12 protein-coding genes and 1 riboswitch are annotated in these 14,084 nt (G+C 73.6%); of the genes, 7 read left to right on the forward strand and 5 right to left on the reverse strand.

The genetic code is table 11. From position 1 onward, the window contains the following. Positions 1–37 precede the first annotated feature (37 nt). Positions 38–844 carry a maleylpyruvate isomerase family mycothiol-dependent enzyme gene (locus ACFYV1_RS08905; protein ID WP_389394748.1) on the forward strand — a complete coding sequence of 269 codons (807 nt, stop codon included), beginning with the start codon at positions 38–40 and terminating at the stop codon, positions 842–844. Positions 845–992: 148 nt separating this feature from the next. On the opposite strand, the gene ACFYV1_RS08910 is transcribed toward ACFYV1_RS08905, so the two are convergent. After that, entirely contained in the window at positions 993–1,334 is a 342-nt protein-coding gene (locus tag ACFYV1_RS08910; protein ID WP_389394749.1) for a hypothetical protein, read from the reverse strand. Positions 1,335–1,753: 419 nt separating this feature from the next. Here ACFYV1_RS08910 and ACFYV1_RS08915 point away from each other — a divergent pair, with 419 nt between their 5' ends. Continuing rightward, positions 1,754–2,494 (forward strand): class I SAM-dependent methyltransferase, encoded by a 741-nt coding sequence (locus tag ACFYV1_RS08915; protein WP_389394750.1) that lies wholly within the window; start codon positions 1,754–1,756, stop codon positions 2,492–2,494. An 82-nt stretch (positions 2,495–2,576) separates the two neighbouring features. Here the strand turns inward: ACFYV1_RS08915 and ACFYV1_RS08920 are convergent, their stop codons facing one another. Further along, the gene (locus ACFYV1_RS08920) at positions 2,577–3,401 is read right to left on the reverse strand and encodes an SAM-dependent methyltransferase (RefSeq protein ID WP_389394751.1); all 825 of its coding nucleotides are present in this window, start codon (positions 3,399–3,401) and stop codon (positions 2,577–2,579) included. Between the two features lie 152 nt (positions 3,402–3,553). Continuing rightward, positions 3,554–3,964, reverse strand: coding sequence for a four-helix bundle copper-binding protein (locus ACFYV1_RS08925; protein ID WP_389395262.1), 411 nt, complete (start codon positions 3,962–3,964; stop codon positions 3,554–3,556). Positions 3,965–4,371: 407 nt separating this feature from the next. Here ACFYV1_RS08925 and ACFYV1_RS08930 point away from each other — a divergent pair, with 407 nt between their 5' ends. Together ACFYV1_RS08930 and ACFYV1_RS08935 are read left to right on the forward strand one after the other, a co-directional pair. Further along, positions 4,372–5,061: a hypothetical protein gene (locus ACFYV1_RS08930; RefSeq protein WP_389394752.1), complete on the forward strand. Its 690-nt coding sequence runs from the start codon at positions 4,372–4,374 to the stop codon at positions 5,059–5,061. Positions 5,062–5,129: 68 nt separating this feature from the next. Further along, positions 5,130–5,435 (forward strand): hypothetical protein, encoded by a 306-nt coding sequence (locus ACFYV1_RS08935; RefSeq protein ID WP_389394753.1) that lies wholly within the window; start codon positions 5,130–5,132, stop codon positions 5,433–5,435. Positions 5,436–5,457: 22 nt separating this feature from the next. Here ACFYV1_RS08935 and cobN read toward each other — a convergent pair whose 3' ends face one another. Next, the gene (gene cobN, locus ACFYV1_RS08940) at positions 5,458–9,120 is read right to left on the reverse strand and encodes a cobaltochelatase subunit CobN (RefSeq protein ID WP_389394754.1); all 3,663 of its coding nucleotides are present in this window, start codon (positions 9,118–9,120) and stop codon (positions 5,458–5,460) included. A 55-nt stretch (positions 9,121–9,175) separates the two neighbouring features. After that, a riboswitch (cobalamin riboswitch) is annotated at positions 9,176–9,248 on the reverse strand. A gap of 151 nt (positions 9,249–9,399) precedes the next feature. On the opposite strand from cobN, the gene ACFYV1_RS08945 reads away from it, so the two are divergent. Genes ACFYV1_RS08945 through ACFYV1_RS08955 form a run of 3 tightly spaced genes read left to right on the forward strand, consistent with a single transcriptional unit; the run spans position 9,400 to position 13,348 of the window. Next, on the forward strand, positions 9,400–11,217 hold the full coding sequence (locus ACFYV1_RS08945; protein WP_389394755.1) for a hypothetical protein: 1,818 nt from the start codon (positions 9,400–9,402) through the stop codon (positions 11,215–11,217). A gap of 11 nt (positions 11,218–11,228) precedes the next feature. Next, a complete protein-coding gene (locus tag ACFYV1_RS08950) occupies positions 11,229–11,855 on the forward strand; it encodes a precorrin-8X methylmutase (protein ID WP_389395263.1) in 627 nt (208 codons plus the stop codon). Then, complete coding sequence (locus ACFYV1_RS08955) at positions 11,852–13,348, forward strand: precorrin-2 C(20)-methyltransferase (RefSeq protein WP_389394756.1); 1,497 nt, start codon at positions 11,852–11,854, stop codon at positions 13,346–13,348. Before ACFYV1_RS08950 ends, ACFYV1_RS08955 begins: the two co-directional genes overlap by 4 nt. Here the strand turns inward: ACFYV1_RS08955 and ACFYV1_RS08960 are convergent. Continuing rightward, positions 13,336–14,076: a cobalt-precorrin-6A reductase gene (locus ACFYV1_RS08960; protein ID WP_389394757.1), complete on the reverse strand. Its 741-nt coding sequence runs from the start codon at positions 14,074–14,076 to the stop codon at positions 13,336–13,338. The genes ACFYV1_RS08955 and ACFYV1_RS08960 overlap by 13 nt on opposite strands. Positions 14,077–14,084: the final 8 nt, after the last annotated feature.

The raw sequence follows: 14,084 nt of genomic DNA on the forward strand, positions 1-14,084 counted from the left end.
TTACGGGGGTGTCGGACGGGCGTGAGGAGGGCGCACCATGACCACGCCGGCAGTCTTCGCCAGGGAGGAGATCCCACGCACCTCCGCCGCGCGGGCCCGTGAGGTGAACGAGGCGGAGATACGCGCCTCGCTCGCGACGTTGGGTTCGTTGGGCCCCGACGCGTGGTCGAAGCCCACGGCCTGTGCGGGCTGGAGCGTACGGGACATGGTCGCCCACGAGGTCGGGCAGTACGAGGAGTTGCCCAAGCCGTGGCTCATGATCAGCCGGATCCGGCACGGCCGGCGGACGCATCCCGGCCTCGGCGCCCTCGACGGGCACAACGCGAGCCAGGTCGCCGACCGCAGTGGGGTGCCCGGCCCGGAACTCGTCCGCCAGTTCGCGAGGCTGGCTCCGCGCGGCACCCGGTCGCTGCGGCGGATGCCCGCGCCGGTGCGGCGGCGGATGCGGCTCAGCATGATCTTTCCCGAGGGGAAGGAGCTGCCGGAGGACTCCATGGACTACCTGAACAGTGTCCTCGTCGCCCGTGACACGTGGATGCACCGGATCGACATCAGCGACGCCACGGGGGCCGAGCTGGTGCTCGACGAGCACGACCGGGAGATCATGAACCAGATCGTCCTGGACCTGGCGCTCGACTGGACCGGCCCGCCGTGCCTGCTGGACCTGTCGGGTCCGGCCGGGGGACGCCACCGCCTGGGGAGCGGGGAACCGGTCGCCACGGTGCGTGCCGACGCGGTCGCCTTCGCCCGGCATCTGTCCGGACGGCCGCCGGGCGGCGAGCTGCGGTACGAGGGCGACGAGGACGGGATCGCGGCCCTGGTCACGGCCCGCGTCCTGTTCTGACGGCGCTCGGTGGGGGCTCCGCTCAGAGGGGCCCTGCCCGGTGGGGCTTCGCTCAGACGGCCCTGCCCCGGTGGGGGCTCCGTTCGGAGGGGGCCTGCTCGGAGGGCCTCCGAGCAGAAGGGTTGTGGCGCCCTCCGCGGCGGCTGCCTCAGTGGACGAAGCTGTAGCTGAGCCAGGGGCCCGCGTCCGGCGCGGGGACGTCCGCCGTCATGGACGGCACGTAGACCGACTCCTTGCCGGAGCAGTCGTCCGTCGGGTAGACGACCGCGTCGGTCTGGGTGTTGTTCTCGACTCCGACCGCGCCCGGCGCTTCGAAGTGGTGGCAGCCCGCGACCCGGGGGCTCGTCACCGTCGTGTGGTGCTCGTGCCCGCCCTCGTAGACGAATGTCCCCACGGCGGTCCGGTCGAGTCCGGAACAGCCCGCGGCGGTGAGGGCGAGGAGCACGGTCGCCGCGGCGACGGCGGCATGCCGTTGGGGGATCACGGACATGGGTGCTCCTCGTCCGGTCGGGAAGGCTGGCCAAGGCCACCTTGCCGCGTCACCCCTGTGGCGGCATCCGGGGAGCGGCCGGCCGGGGTACGGGGCGCCCGGCAGCACCCCGTGCCGCTGTCCGCGCCGGGTCGCTGTGCGTTGTCCGCGCGCAGCGCCCGGAGGCGCGGCGGTCGCGGCAGACGGAACGAGGAGCGGGCGGAAAACAGTGCCGGGCCCGGCCCCGCAAGGCCCCTTCAGGGGCACCGGACGGGCGTTCCCCGGCCTCGCGGCCCGGCCCGGCGGCGGGGGCCCGGCGGTGCCGCCGGGCCGGGGCAGGGCACCCGTCCAGGGCCTCCGCGTGATTGCCCGAACCGGCTCTGAGCTGGGCTTCTGTGCCCTCTGGCCGTAGCGTTCAACCATCGGGAAAGGGGGTCCGGATGGACCGGAACATACGCACGGTCGACGATGTCCTGAAGCTCATGGACGGGCTGTTCGCGCCGGAGGCCGACCGCTGGACGGCCGACGCGGCCGACTGGTGGGACGACTTCTACGACGACCGCTCCAAGCCCGTTCCGTTCTTCGTGGCCAAGCCCGACGAGAACCTGGCCTCGTACCGCGAGCGTGGCCTGATCCCCGAGGGCGGCCGGGCTCTCGATCTGGGCTGCGGACCGGGCCGCAACGCCCTGTACCTGGCGTCCCTGGGGTATGAGGTGGACGCCGTCGACCTGTCGCCGACGGCCATCTCATGGGCACAGGAACGCGCCCGTGAATCCGGTGCCGGCGACTTTGTCCGCTTCCACTGCGGCGACGCCTTCACCCTCGACCCCGCCGAATTCGGTGGCCCCTACGACCTGATCCACGACTCGGGCTGCTTCCACCACCTGCCGCCCCACCGGCGCGTCAGCTACCTCGCACTCCTCGACCGGGTCCTCGCCCCCGGCGGCAGTCTCTCCCTCACCTGCTTCGCCTCCGGCGAGATGGGCTCGGAGCTTCCCGACGCCGACTTCTACGGGCAGGCCGGCCTGCACGGCGGACTCGCCTACACGCCCGAGTCCCTTCGCTGGATCTTCTCCGACCTGGAGGAGACCGAACTGCGCCGCATGAACGACGAGCCCGCCGAGTCCCCGTATTTCGGCGAACTCTTCCTCTGGACTGCCCTGTTCCGTTGCCCGTCCTGACGGCTGCACGGGAAACGACGGCTGCACGGGAAACGGCGCCGCTCCCCGCCGGCCCGGGCGGGGAGCGGCGCCGTCACGACGGCTACGCCTTGCGGCCCACCGCGCCGTACGCGTCGACCGCCATGGCGCCGGCCGACGCGTCGTCGGCCTCCGGACGCCACCCGGTGACCTGCACGACTCCCGGATCCGCCAGTTCCAGACCGTCGAAGAAGCCGGCGATCTCCTCCACGCTGCGTACGTAGTAGGGGACCGCGCCACTGGCGTTGTACGCGGCGGATGCGGCGATCATGCCCTCGCTGGTGGCGGTGCTGTCGCTGATCACCAGGTAACTGCCGGACGGCAGGCCAGCCATGAGCCTGCCCACCAGTTCCCGGGCCTGCTCGTACTCCGCGACGTGGCCGAGGGTGTTGAGGATCATCAGTGCGACGGGCCGGGACAGGTCCAGCGTGCCCGACGCGGCCTTCAGGATGCTCTCGGGGTCGTAGAGATCGGCGTCCAGGTAGGCGGTTCGGCCTTCGGGCGTGCTGGTGAGCAGCGCCCGGGCGTGGGCCAGCACCAGCGGGTCGCTGTCGACGTAGACGATCCGTGAGTCGGGGGCGACCCGCTGTGCCACCTCGTGGGTGTTGTCCGCGGTGGGCAGACCGGTGCCGATGTCGAGGAACTGGCGTATACCCTGCTCGACCGCCAGATGCCGGACCGCACGGCCCAGGAACTGGCGGCTCGTGCGGGCGACGTCGACGAGCCCCGGGAAGATCTCCTTGATGTGGTCGCCGGTCTCCCGGTCGACCTCGTAGTTGTCCTTGCCGCCCACGAAGTAGTTCCAGAAGCGGGCGGAATGCGGCTTGCTCGTGTCGATACGCGCGCGTATGTCTGCGGCGGCGGCGAGCTGGGGGTCGTGTTCTGACACGAGAGGCCTCCTGGGCACGAACGATTCCTCGACCGAACCACCAACCTAGACCAATCGGTTGGTCGCGGGCGCGTGTCAGGGTGGTCCAACTCACGTCTTGGGCAGGGAGTTTGTCCACCCGCCCGTTCTGAGCCCCGCTCGCCCGCTCCTTCTCACCCGAGGGACGCGAGGAGTTCGTCGCACGCCCGTTCGCAGTTCCGGCACGCCTCGGCGCAGATCCGGCAGTGCTCGTGCATGTCGGCGTGGCTCTCGCACTCGTCCGCGCACGCGGCGCAGGCGGTGGCGCAGGCCCGCACGATCGCGCGGGTGATGTTCGCGTCGTACCCGGTGTGGCGTGAGAGCACGGCCGCGGTGGCGGTGCAGATGTCGGCGCAGTCCATGTCGGTGCGGATGCATTTCGTCAGGTCGCCCACCATGCCCTCCGACAGACAGGCGTCCGCGCAGGCGGTGCATGTCTGGGCACAGGCGACGCACGCCTCGATGCACCGGGTCAGGGCCTGCCGGTCGACGCCGCCGAGGTCGGCGGGGTACGTGTTCAGCATGTCCTTCACGGTCGTGGTGATGGCCATCGTGTTCTCCTGCTCGTCTCCCCTTCGCCGGGCCGGTGCGGCTTCCGCGCGGCGTGCCGTGGCTCGGCCGTCGCGCGACGGGTGCCCGTGCCGCGAACCGCGAAACGACCGTGCGGACAGCGACGGGCGCGGCCCGTCGTGGCACGGTCGCGGAGATCCGGCCCGACCGGCGTCCGCTCGCCGTCCCATCGGCGCGTCCGACCGGCGTCCGACCGGCGTCCGCTCGCCGTCCCATCGACGCGTCCGACCGGCCCGGAGCATCCAGGGCGGTGACCGGTTGTGCTCGCACGAGGGCAGGGTGTGCGGTCCGCTGTCCCGAGTTGCGCGGGGGGCCGCCGCGCGGATCGTGGAGGTGGGGCCGGTGGGTGTCGCGCCGGTGACGGGCAGGAAGGGAGTCGGGCATGGCCGACCACTGGCAGGGCGGGCGAAGGCAGGGGCGGGTCTGGAGTGTCGTCGCCGCGGTGGTGCTGCTGGTCGTGGCACTGACCGCCGTGCAGACCGGCGGGGCAGCGGCGGGCGTCCGGCAGCCGACGCCGACCGCGCCGCCGATCACGCTCAGTGGTACGGGCCAGGAGGTGACCGAGGAGTTCGCGCTGACCGAGGGGCTGGCCGTGATGCGGTCGGAGTGCCCCTCCTGCACGGAGAACTTCATCGTCGAACTCCTCGACGACGAACGCCAGGTGAAGGACCTCGTCGTCAACCGGATCGGGTCGTACGAGGGCACCAAGGGCGTGGAGGCGAAGGCGGGGAACCATGTGGTCCAGGTGAACGCCGACGCTCCCTGGACCGTCGAGATCACACAGCCCGGGGACCAGCCGGCGGCCGCGCTGCCGCAGGAATGGTCGGGCAGCGGCGACCGCCTCGAAGGCCCCTTCGACGCGGACCATGTGGTCACCGTGGCGGGGACCAACACCGGGTCCGGCAACTTCGTCGTCACGGTCATCGACGCCAAGGGCAGGGCCCAGGACCTGGTCTACAACGAGATCGGGAACTTCGAGGGCTCGACCGTCGCCAGGATGACGAGCCAGGGCCCCTACTACGTCAACGTGACCTCGGAAGGCGATTGGACACTGACGCTGACCGAGCCGTAGGGGCGCTGTGGCATGATCTGCTGACTTCGGTCCGCAGCGGGCCGGCCGGCAAGCAGGGACGGGTTCCGATGAACGTGTACGTGGGGGTCCCGCTCGGTGGGCTCGCCGTCGCCGTGGCGGTGCTCGGGGTCGTCGCCGTACGCACCGGGTGGGTGCTGCCGTCGCAGCGCAGGCACATCGTGCGGTCGAAGCTGTTCGGCTACGCGCAGCTGCTCGTCGCCACGGGCCTGGCGATGCAGGTGGCAGCCGTGCTCCTGGTGTCCGGGGAGCAGGCGCAGGCCTACGTGCGGTTCGCGGGCCTCGCCGTCCTGCTGGTGGCTCCCGGCATGATCTGGGCCGCGCAGCGGCCGGCCCGCACTGCCGCCGCCCGCTGACGCGGCCCGCCCGCCCCGGGGGCTACGACTCGTCGTCCTCCAGGTCGCCCTCGGTCTCGAGGAAGACCTGGCGCAGCTGCTCCAGCACCGCCGGGTCCGGCTTCGCCCACATGCCGCGGGACTCGGCCTCAAGCAGCCGTTCCGCGATGCCGTGCAGTGCCCACGGGTTGGCCTGCTGGAGGAAGGCGCGGTTCTCCGGGTCGAGGACGTACGTCTCGGTGAGCTTGTCGTACATCCAGTCCGCGACGACGCCCGTCGTCGCGTCGTACCCGAAGAGGTAGTCGACGGTTGCCGCCAGCTCGAAGGCGCCCTTGTAGCCGTGGCGGCGCATCGCCTCGATCCAGCGCGGGTTGACCACGCGGGCGCGGAAGACCCGTGAGGTCTCCTCCACGAGGGTGCGGGTGCGGACCGTCTCGGGGCGGGTGGAGTCGCCGATGTACGCCTCGGGGGCCGTGCCGCGCAGGGCGCGGACGGTGGCGACCATGCCGCCGTGGTACTGGAAGTAGTCGTCGGAGTCGGCGATGTCGTGCTCGCGGGTGTCCGTGTTCTTCGCGGCGACGGTGATGCGGCGGTAGGCCGTCTCCATCTCCGCGCGTGCCGGGCGGCCCTCCAGCCCGCGGCCGTACGCGTAGCCGCCCCACACCGAGTAGACCTCGGCCAGGTCCGCGTCGGTGCGCCAGTCGCGGCTGTCGATCAGCTGGAGCAGGCCCGCGCCGTACGTGCCGGGGCGGGAGCCGAAGATACGGGTCGTGGCCCGGCGCTCGTCGCCGTGTTCCGCGAGGTCGGCCTGGGCGTGGGCGCGGACGAAGTTCGACTCGGCCGGCTCGTCGAGGGAGGCGGCCAGGCGGACGGCGTCGTCGAGGAGGCCGATGGTGTGCGGGAACGCGTCACGGAAGAAGCCCGAGATGCGCAGGGTGACGTCGATGCGGGGGCGGCCCAGCTCCGCGAGCGGTACGGGCTCCAGGCCCGTCACACGGCGCGAGGCGTCGTCCCAGACGGGGCGGACGCCCAGCAGGGCCAGCGCCTCCGCGACGTCGTCGCCCGCCGTGCGCATGGCGCTGGTGCCCCACAGGGACAGGCCCACCGACGGGGGCCACTCGCCGTTGTCGGTGCGGTAGCGCTCGAGGAGGGAGTCGGCGAGGGCCTGGCCCGTCTCCCAGGCGAGGCGCGAGGGCACGGCCTTCGGGTCGACGGAGTAGAAGTTGCGGCCCGTCGGGAGGACGTTGACCAGGCCGCGCAGCGGTGAGCCGGAGGGCCCGGCGGGGACGAAACCGCCGTTCAGGGCGTGCACCGCGTGGTCGATCTCGTCGGTGGTGCCGGCGAGACGCGGCACGACCTCCAGCGCGGCGAACCGCAGGATCGCCGTGACGTCGGGGCCGTGCGAGTCGGGCACCGCGTCCGGGTCCCAGCCCGCCGCCTCCATCGCCTCGACCAGTTCGCGGGCCGTGGCCTCCGCCTCGTCGGCGGTCGTACGGGTCGCCGCGGACTCGTCGAGGCCGAGCGCCTCGCGCAGGCCGATCAGGGCCTGAGTGCCGCCCCAGATCTGGCGGGCACGCAGGATGGACAGCACCAGGTTGACGCGCTCGGGGCCGGTCGGGGCGCCGCCCAGCACATGCAGGCCGTCTCGGATCTGCGCGTCCTTGATCTCGCACAGCCAGCCGTCGACGTGCAGCAGGAAGTCGTCGAACCCGTCGTCGTCGGGCCGGTCCTCCAGACCCAGGTCGTGGTCGAGCTTCGCGGCCTGGATCAGGGTCCAGATCTGGGCGCGGATCGCGGGCAGCTTGGACGGGTCCATGGACGAGATCTGCGCGTACTCGTCCAGCAGCTGTTCCAGGCGCGCGATGTCGCCGTACGACTCGGCGCGTGCCATCGGCGGCACCAGGTGGTCCACGAGCGTCGCGTGGACGCGGCGCTTGGCCTGGGTGCCCTCGCCGGGGTCGTTGACGAGGAACGGGTAGACCAGCGGCAGGTCGCCGAGCGCGGCGTCGGGGCCGCAGGCCGCGGACAGGCCCGCGTTCTTGCCCGGCAGCCACTCGAGGTTGCCGTGCTTGCCGAGGTGGATCATCGCGTCCGCGCCGAAGCCCCCGTCGGCCGCGGCGGCGGCGATCCAGCGGTAGGCGGCCAGGTAGTGGTGCGACGGCGGCAGATCGGGGTCGTGGTAGATCGCGATCGGGTTCTCGCCGAACCCGCGCGGCGGCTGGATGAGGATCAGCAGGTTCCCGCGGCGCAGGGCGGTGAGCACGATGTCGCCCTCGGGGTTGCGCGAACGGTCCAGGAACATCTCGCCGGGGGCCGGGCCCCAGTGCTCCTCGACGGACTCGCGCAGCTCGGCGGGCAGCGTCGCGTACCAGCGCTTGTAGTCGGCGGCCGGGATGCGCACCGGATTGCGGGCCAGCTGCTCCTCCGTCAGCCACTCCTGGTCGTGGCCGCCGGCCTCGATCAGGGCGTGGATGAGTTCGTCGCCGTCGCCGGACTCGAGGCCGGGGACCGCCTCGTCGCCGAAGTCGTATCCCTCGCCGCGCAGCCGGCGCAGCAGTGACACGGCGGAGGCGGGGGTGTCCAGGCCGACCGCGTTGCCGATGCGGGAGTGCTTCGTCGGGTACGCGGACAGCACCAGTGCGAGGCGCTTCTCGGCGTTCGGGATGTGGCGCAGCCGGGCGTGGCGGACGGCGATCCCGGCGACGCGGGCGGCGCGCTCGGCGTCGGCCACGTAGGAGGGCAGGCCGTCCTGGTCGATCTCCTTGAAGGAGAACGGGACGGTGATCAGCCGGCCGTCGAACTCGGGGACGGCGACCTGGCTGGCCGCGTCGAGCGGCGAGAGGCCCTCGTCGCTCTCCTCCCACGCCGAGCGCGACCCGGTCAGGCACAGCGCCTGGAGGATCGGTACGTCGAGGGCGGCGAGCGCGCCCGCGTCCCACGACTCGTCGTCGCCGCCGGCGGACGCCTCCGCCGGGCGGGTGCCGCCCGCCGCGAGGACCGTCGTCACCAGGGCGTCGGCCTCCCGCAGTTGGTCCAGCAGCTCGGGCTCCGGGGCGCGCAGGGACGCCACGTACAGCGGCAGCGCGCGGGCGCCCGCATCCTCGATCGCACCGCACAGGGTGTCCACGAAGGCGGTGTTGCCGCTCATGTGGTGGGCCCGGTAGTAGAGCACCGCGACCAGCGGGCCCGCCGGGTTCTCCGAACGGGGCGTGCGGGACAGCCGGCCCCAGGAGGGCGCGGCGGCGGGGGGTTCGAAGCCGTGGCCGGTGAGCAGCACGGTGTCGGACAGGAAGCGGGCCAGCTGCTCCAGGTTCGAGGGGCCGCCGTGCGCGAGGTAGGCGTGGGCCTCGGCCGCGATACCGATCGGGACCGTGGAGGCCTCCATCAGCTGGGCGTCGGGTGCCTGTTCGCCGGTGAGGACGACGACGGGGCGGCCTTGCGCGAGCAGCAGGTCGATGCCGTCCTGCCAGGCGCGCAGCCCGCCGAGGAGGCGCACGACGACGAGGTCAGCGCCCTCCAGCAGGGCGGGCAGCTCTTCGAGGGGAAGGCGGGCCGGGTTCGCGAAGCGGTATGTGACCGGGCCGGTCGCGGCGCGTGCGCTCAGCAGGTCGGTGTCGGAGGTCGACAGGAGCAGGATGCCGGGACCGGCATCGGGGCTCGGGCTGTGGCTGGGGTGCGCGGGGCGTCCCTCGGACGAGTGCGACATGCGGCGTCTGGCCTTCCTCGGGGTTTCCGCGCCCCGGGCTGGTGAAGGACGGCGGGAGTTCCTGACTCACCCGGCAGGTGCCGGGCTCACAGTGGCGGGACCGCGCCGGAATCTCACCGGGCTTCCTCCCCTGACGCCGTCTTCGGCGGTGGCGGGCCGTTCGGCCCGCCGAGCAGCATAGTAGGGCGGTCACCTGCCGGGTAGGGCGCCCGGGGGCGCTCCGGGGGCGGTCGGGTGCAGCAGGGGGGGGCTTGTGTGATGGTCGGTATGCTCGCCGCCATGCCTCCGGCCCCCTCGAACCGCCCGGACAGGGACGAAACTCCCGTAACTCCCGCCCGGGACCGCGGTGATGCCTGCCCCGGCGCACTGCGTCTGCACACCGCGGACGACGGTGCGCTGGCGCGCGTCCGCGTCCCGGCGGGCGTCCTGAGCGCGGCCCAGGCGTACGCGCTCGCCGACGCGGCCGAGCGGCTGGGCGACGGCGCGCTCGACATCACCTCCCGCGGCAACCTCCAGCTGCGTGGCCTCGGGGCGGGCTGCGGAAGGGAGTTGGCCGCGCTTCTGGACACCGCCGGGCTGCTGCCCTCCCCCCGCCACGAACGGGTCCGCAACGTCGTCGCCTCCCCGTTGTCCGGCCTCGACGGGCAGGGTCACACCGATGTGCAGCCGCTGGTACGGGAGCTGGACGCCCTGCTGTGCGCGAGCGAGCGTGCGACGGAGCTCTCCGGACGTTTCCTGTTCTCGCTGGACGACGGCCGCGGGGACATGGCGGAGCTCGCGGCGGATGTGATGTTGCTCGCAGAGCGGGGCGGCGCGAACGCGCGCGTGACGGTCGGCGAGGCGACGGTCCGCGTCCGGACCGAGGACGGGCCCCGCGTCATGCTGCTCGCGGCCTGCGCCTTCCTCGACGCGGCGGCCGCGAGTGCCACGCGGGCGTGGCGGGCCCGTGAACTCCCGGCGGCGTACGCGGTGTCGGCCGCGGACCTCGCGGGGCGCACTGTCGCGGCCGGTATCGAGGCGACGCCCGTCGAGGGCGCGGACACGCCGGCCGGGGACGCGGCCCGCGCGGCTTTGCCGCTGTCCGGGGACTCACCCGGCGCGGGGGCGGTCGTGGCTCTGCCGGAGGGAGGCGGAGTGTCCGCTCCGACCGCCCCGGGAGGGAACCCGGCGGCGGATGCCGGCGGGCCCGGCAGGGACGCCGCCTCCGTCGGCGGCAGCGCGCGGCCTTCGCACGTGGGCGGCGCGGTGACCGCGGCGGGCGGCGTGACGTCCGTGCACCGGGGGGCCGGATCCGCGGGACAGGAGACGGCCCGCGCGGCTTTGCCGCTGCCCGGGGACTCACCCGGCGCGGGGGCGGTCGTGGCGAGCAGCCCGGAGAGGGCCGGTCACGAGCGGCCTGGAGCGCAGAGCGCGCCGCGAGGGCCCGGCCTCGTCCGCGGCGTGCCCGGGAGCGGTGTGTCCGGCGCGCACGTACAGGGCCGGGACGGGAACGGCGTGCCTCGCCCCGGCCACATCCGCGGGCCCGGCCGGGGCGGGCTCTACGCGCTCGTGCCGCTCGGGCGGGTCACCGCCTCCGCGTGGCGGCTGCTCGCCGCCACCGCCGAGCGGTACGGCACGGGGGAGTTGCGCGTCACACCCTGGCGGGGCGTCGTCGTGCCCGGCGCGGGGAAGGACCGGATGGGCGTGCTCGCCGGCGCCGGGCTCGTCACCGGCTCCGCCTCGCCGTGGCTCGGCGTCGGCGCCTGCACCGGCCGGCCCGGCTGCGCCAAGTCCCTCGCGGACGTACGGGCGGACGCCACCGCACTCCTCCCGGCGGGCGCGGGCGGCCTGCCCGTGTACTGGTCCGGCTGCGAACGCCGCTGCGGTCACCCCCGCGGCGCCGCGGTCGCCGTCGTCGCGGCCGGCGACGGCCGCTACGAGGTGACCGCGCCCGGCGCGCCGCCCCAAAGCGTCCCCCTTCACGAACTCGCCGGCGCCCTCGAGGCGGCGCGCGCCGTCACCACCCAGGCACCCCGGTCACAGCACACGCACCAGTCGCACCACACGCACCACACGCACCAGACGTCTACGACGACCTCCACGACCCCGACGAAGTGAGCGAGAGCACCGTGTTCGAGTACGAGAAGGACGGGGCGGCCATCTACCGCCAGTCCTTTGCCACGATCCGCGCGGAGGCGGACCTCGCCGGGTTGCCGCCCGAGGTCTCTCAGGTCGCGGTCCGCATGATCCACGCCTGCGGGATGGTCGATCTCGTCGCCGACCTCGTCCACAGCCCGGACGTCGTCGTCCGCGCCCGCGCCGCCCTGCGCTCCGGCGCGCCGATCCTGTGCGACGCGCAGATGGTCGCCAGCGGCGTCACCCGCAAGCGACTGCCCGCCGACAACGATGTGATCTGCACGCTCTCCGACCCGTCCGTGCCCGACCTGGCGGCGAAGACGGGCACCACCCGGTCCGCCGCCGCCCTTGAACTGTGGCGCGACCGTCTCGAAGGCTCCGTGGTCGCCGTCGGCAACGCGCCCACCGCGCTGTTCCGGCTGCTGGAGATGATCGAGGAGGGCGCGCCGCGCCCGGCGGCGATCATCGGCGTGCCCGTCGGCTTCATCGGTGCGGCCGAGTCGAAGGAGGCGCTCGCCGCGCACCCGCTGGGCCTCGAGCACCTGGTGGTGCGCGGGCGCCGGGGCGGCAGCGCGATGGCCGCCGCCGCAGTCAACGCGATCGCGAGTGAGACGGAATGAGCGAGCAGAAGACGGGCCGTCTGTACGGCGTCGGACTCGGCCCCGGCGACCCGGAACTGATGACCCTGCGCGCCGCGCGTGCCATCGCCGAGGCCGACGTGGTCGCGTACCACTGCGCCCGCCACGGCCGTTCCATCGCCCGGTCGATCGCCGCCCCGCATCTGCGCCCCGAGCACATCGAGGAGCGTCTGATGTACCCGATCACCGTCGAGACCACCGACCATCCCGGCGGTTACCGGGGCGCGCTGGACGACTTCTACGAGGAGGCCGCGGCACGTCTCGCCGCACACCTCGACGCCGGGCGCACGGTCGCCGTGCTCGCCGAGGGCGACCCGTTCTTCTACGGCTCGTACCAGCACATGCACAAGCGGCTCGCGCACCGCTACCCGACCGAGGTCATCCCCGGTGTCACCTCCGTCAGCGCCGCCGCGGCAAGGCTCGGCACGCCGCTGTGCGAGGCGGAGGAGGTGCTGACGATCATTCCCGGCACGCTGCCGCAGGAGGAGCTGACCGCCCGTCTCGCCTCGACCGACTCGGCCGTCGTGATGAAGCTCGGCCGCACGTTCCCCGCCGTACGGGGGGCGCTGGAGACCGCCGGGCGGCTGGACGAGGCCCGTTACGTGGAGCGGGCCACGATGAGCGGCGAACGCACCGGCCTACTCGCCGGCATCGACCCGGAGTCCGTGCCGTACTTCTCCGTCGCCGTCGTCCCGAGCCGAATCGCGAACCCCCGGCCGGCCGCCGGCCGCGGGGAGGTCGTGGTCGTCGGCACCGGCCCCGCCGGGCCGTTGTGGCTCACCCCGGAGACGCGGCGCGCCCTCGCCGACGCCGACGAACTCGTCGGCTACACCACCTACTTGGACCGTGTGCCGCAGCGCCCCGGCCAGATCAGGCACGGCTCCGACAACAAGGTCGAGTCCGAACGCGCCGAGTTCGCGCTCGACCTCGCACGGCGCGGACGGCGCGTCGCGGTCGTCTCCGGCGGCGACCCGGGCGTCTTCGCCATGGCCACGGCCGTACTGGAGGTCGCCTCCCAGGACGCGTACACGGACGTGCCCGTACGGGTGCTCCCCGGCGTCACCGCCGCCAACGCCGCCGCCGCGAAGGCCGGTGCGCCGCTCGGCCACGACTACGCGGTGATCTCGCTCTCCGACCGGCTCAAGCCCTGGGAGGTCATCGCCGAGCGACTGGCCGCCGCGGCCGCCGCCGACCTGGTGCTCGCGCTCTACAACCCGGGCTCCCGCAGCCGCACCTGGCAGGTGGGCAAGGCCCGCGAACTGCTCCTCGGGCACCGCGCGCCCGACACGCCCGTGGTACTCGGCCGGGACGTCGGTGGACCGGAGGAGAGCGTACGGATCGTACGGCTCGGCGAACTCGACCCCGCACAGGTCGACATGCGCACGATCCTGCTGATCGGGTCCTCTCAGACACAGGTCGTGCGCAGGGGCGGCGGCGAGGAGATCGTCTGGACCCCGCGGCGCTACCCGGAGTAGGCCGCCAGCCAGGCGGCGGCCTCCTCGGGACCGGTGACGACGGGGACCCCGTCGGGGACGGGCGGGCGGCGCACGATCACCACGGGCACGCCCGCCTCCCGCGCCGCCGTCAGCTTCGGCGCGGTCGCCGCGCCGCCGCTGTCCTTGGTGACGAGTACGTCGACGCGGTGGCGGCGCAGCAGCTCGCGCTCGCCGTCGAGGGTGAACGGGCCCCGGTCCAGCAGCACGTCCATGCTGGGCGGGCAGGGGCCGTCGGGCGCGTCGACGGACCTCACCAGGAACCAGACGTCGTCGATGTGCGCGAAGGAGGCGAGCCCCATCCGGCCGGTGGTCAGAAAAACCCTGCTGCCCAGCGCCCGGGCGGCCGCCGCGGCCTCCTCCAGGGAGCCGACCGGGTGCCAGTCGTCGCCGTCCGCCGCCGCCCAGCCGGGGCGGCGCAGCGCCAGCAGGGGAACATGGGCGTCGGCGGCGGCCCCGGCCGCGTTGAAACTGATCGTTCCGGCGAAAGGATGGGTGGCGTCGATGACCGCGCCGACCTCGTGCTCGCACAGCCACCGCGCCATGCCCTCGGCCCCGCCGAACCCGCCGACCCGGACCTCGCCGGGAGGCATCCTGGGGGCGGCGACCCGGCCCGCGAGGCTGCTGGTGACGCGCACACCGGTGGTGGCGTGCAGCGTCTGTGCGAGCAGCCGGGCCTCGGTCGTCCCGCCGAGGATCAGTACGTGCATCGGAGTCC

This window comes from Streptomyces sp. NPDC003023 (genome assembly GCF_042888225.1).
GTDB lineage: Bacteria > Actinomycetota > Actinomycetes > Streptomycetales > Streptomycetaceae > Streptomyces.

What these genes read in the sequence shown, in the direction of transcription:
- ACFYV1_RS08905 (WP_389394748.1), top strand. Translation starts at nt 38, where the DNA reads ATGACCACGCCGGCAGTCTTCGCCAGGGAGGAGATCCCACGCACCTCC.
- ACFYV1_RS08910 (WP_389394749.1), bottom strand. Translation starts at nt 1,334, where the DNA reads ATGTCCGTGATCCCCCAACGGCATGCCGCCGTCGCCGCGGCGACCGTG.
- ACFYV1_RS08915 (WP_389394750.1), top strand. Translation starts at nt 1,754, where the DNA reads ATGGACCGGAACATACGCACGGTCGACGATGTCCTGAAGCTCATGGAC.
- ACFYV1_RS08930 (WP_389394752.1), top strand. Translation starts at nt 4,372, where the DNA reads ATGGCCGACCACTGGCAGGGCGGGCGAAGGCAGGGGCGGGTCTGGAGT.
- ACFYV1_RS08935 (WP_389394753.1), top strand. Translation starts at nt 5,130, where the DNA reads ATGAACGTGTACGTGGGGGTCCCGCTCGGTGGGCTCGCCGTCGCCGTG.
- cobN (WP_389394754.1), bottom strand. Translation starts at nt 9,120, where the DNA reads ATGTCGCACTCGTCCGAGGGACGCCCCGCGCACCCCAGCCACAGCCCG.
- ACFYV1_RS08945 (WP_389394755.1), top strand. Translation starts at nt 9,400, where the DNA reads ATGCCTCCGGCCCCCTCGAACCGCCCGGACAGGGACGAAACTCCCGTA.
- ACFYV1_RS08955 (WP_389394756.1), top strand. Translation starts at nt 11,852, where the DNA reads ATGAGCGAGCAGAAGACGGGCCGTCTGTACGGCGTCGGACTCGGCCCC.
- ACFYV1_RS08960 (WP_389394757.1), bottom strand. Translation starts at nt 14,076, where the DNA reads ATGCACGTACTGATCCTCGGCGGGACGACCGAGGCCCGGCTGCTCGCA.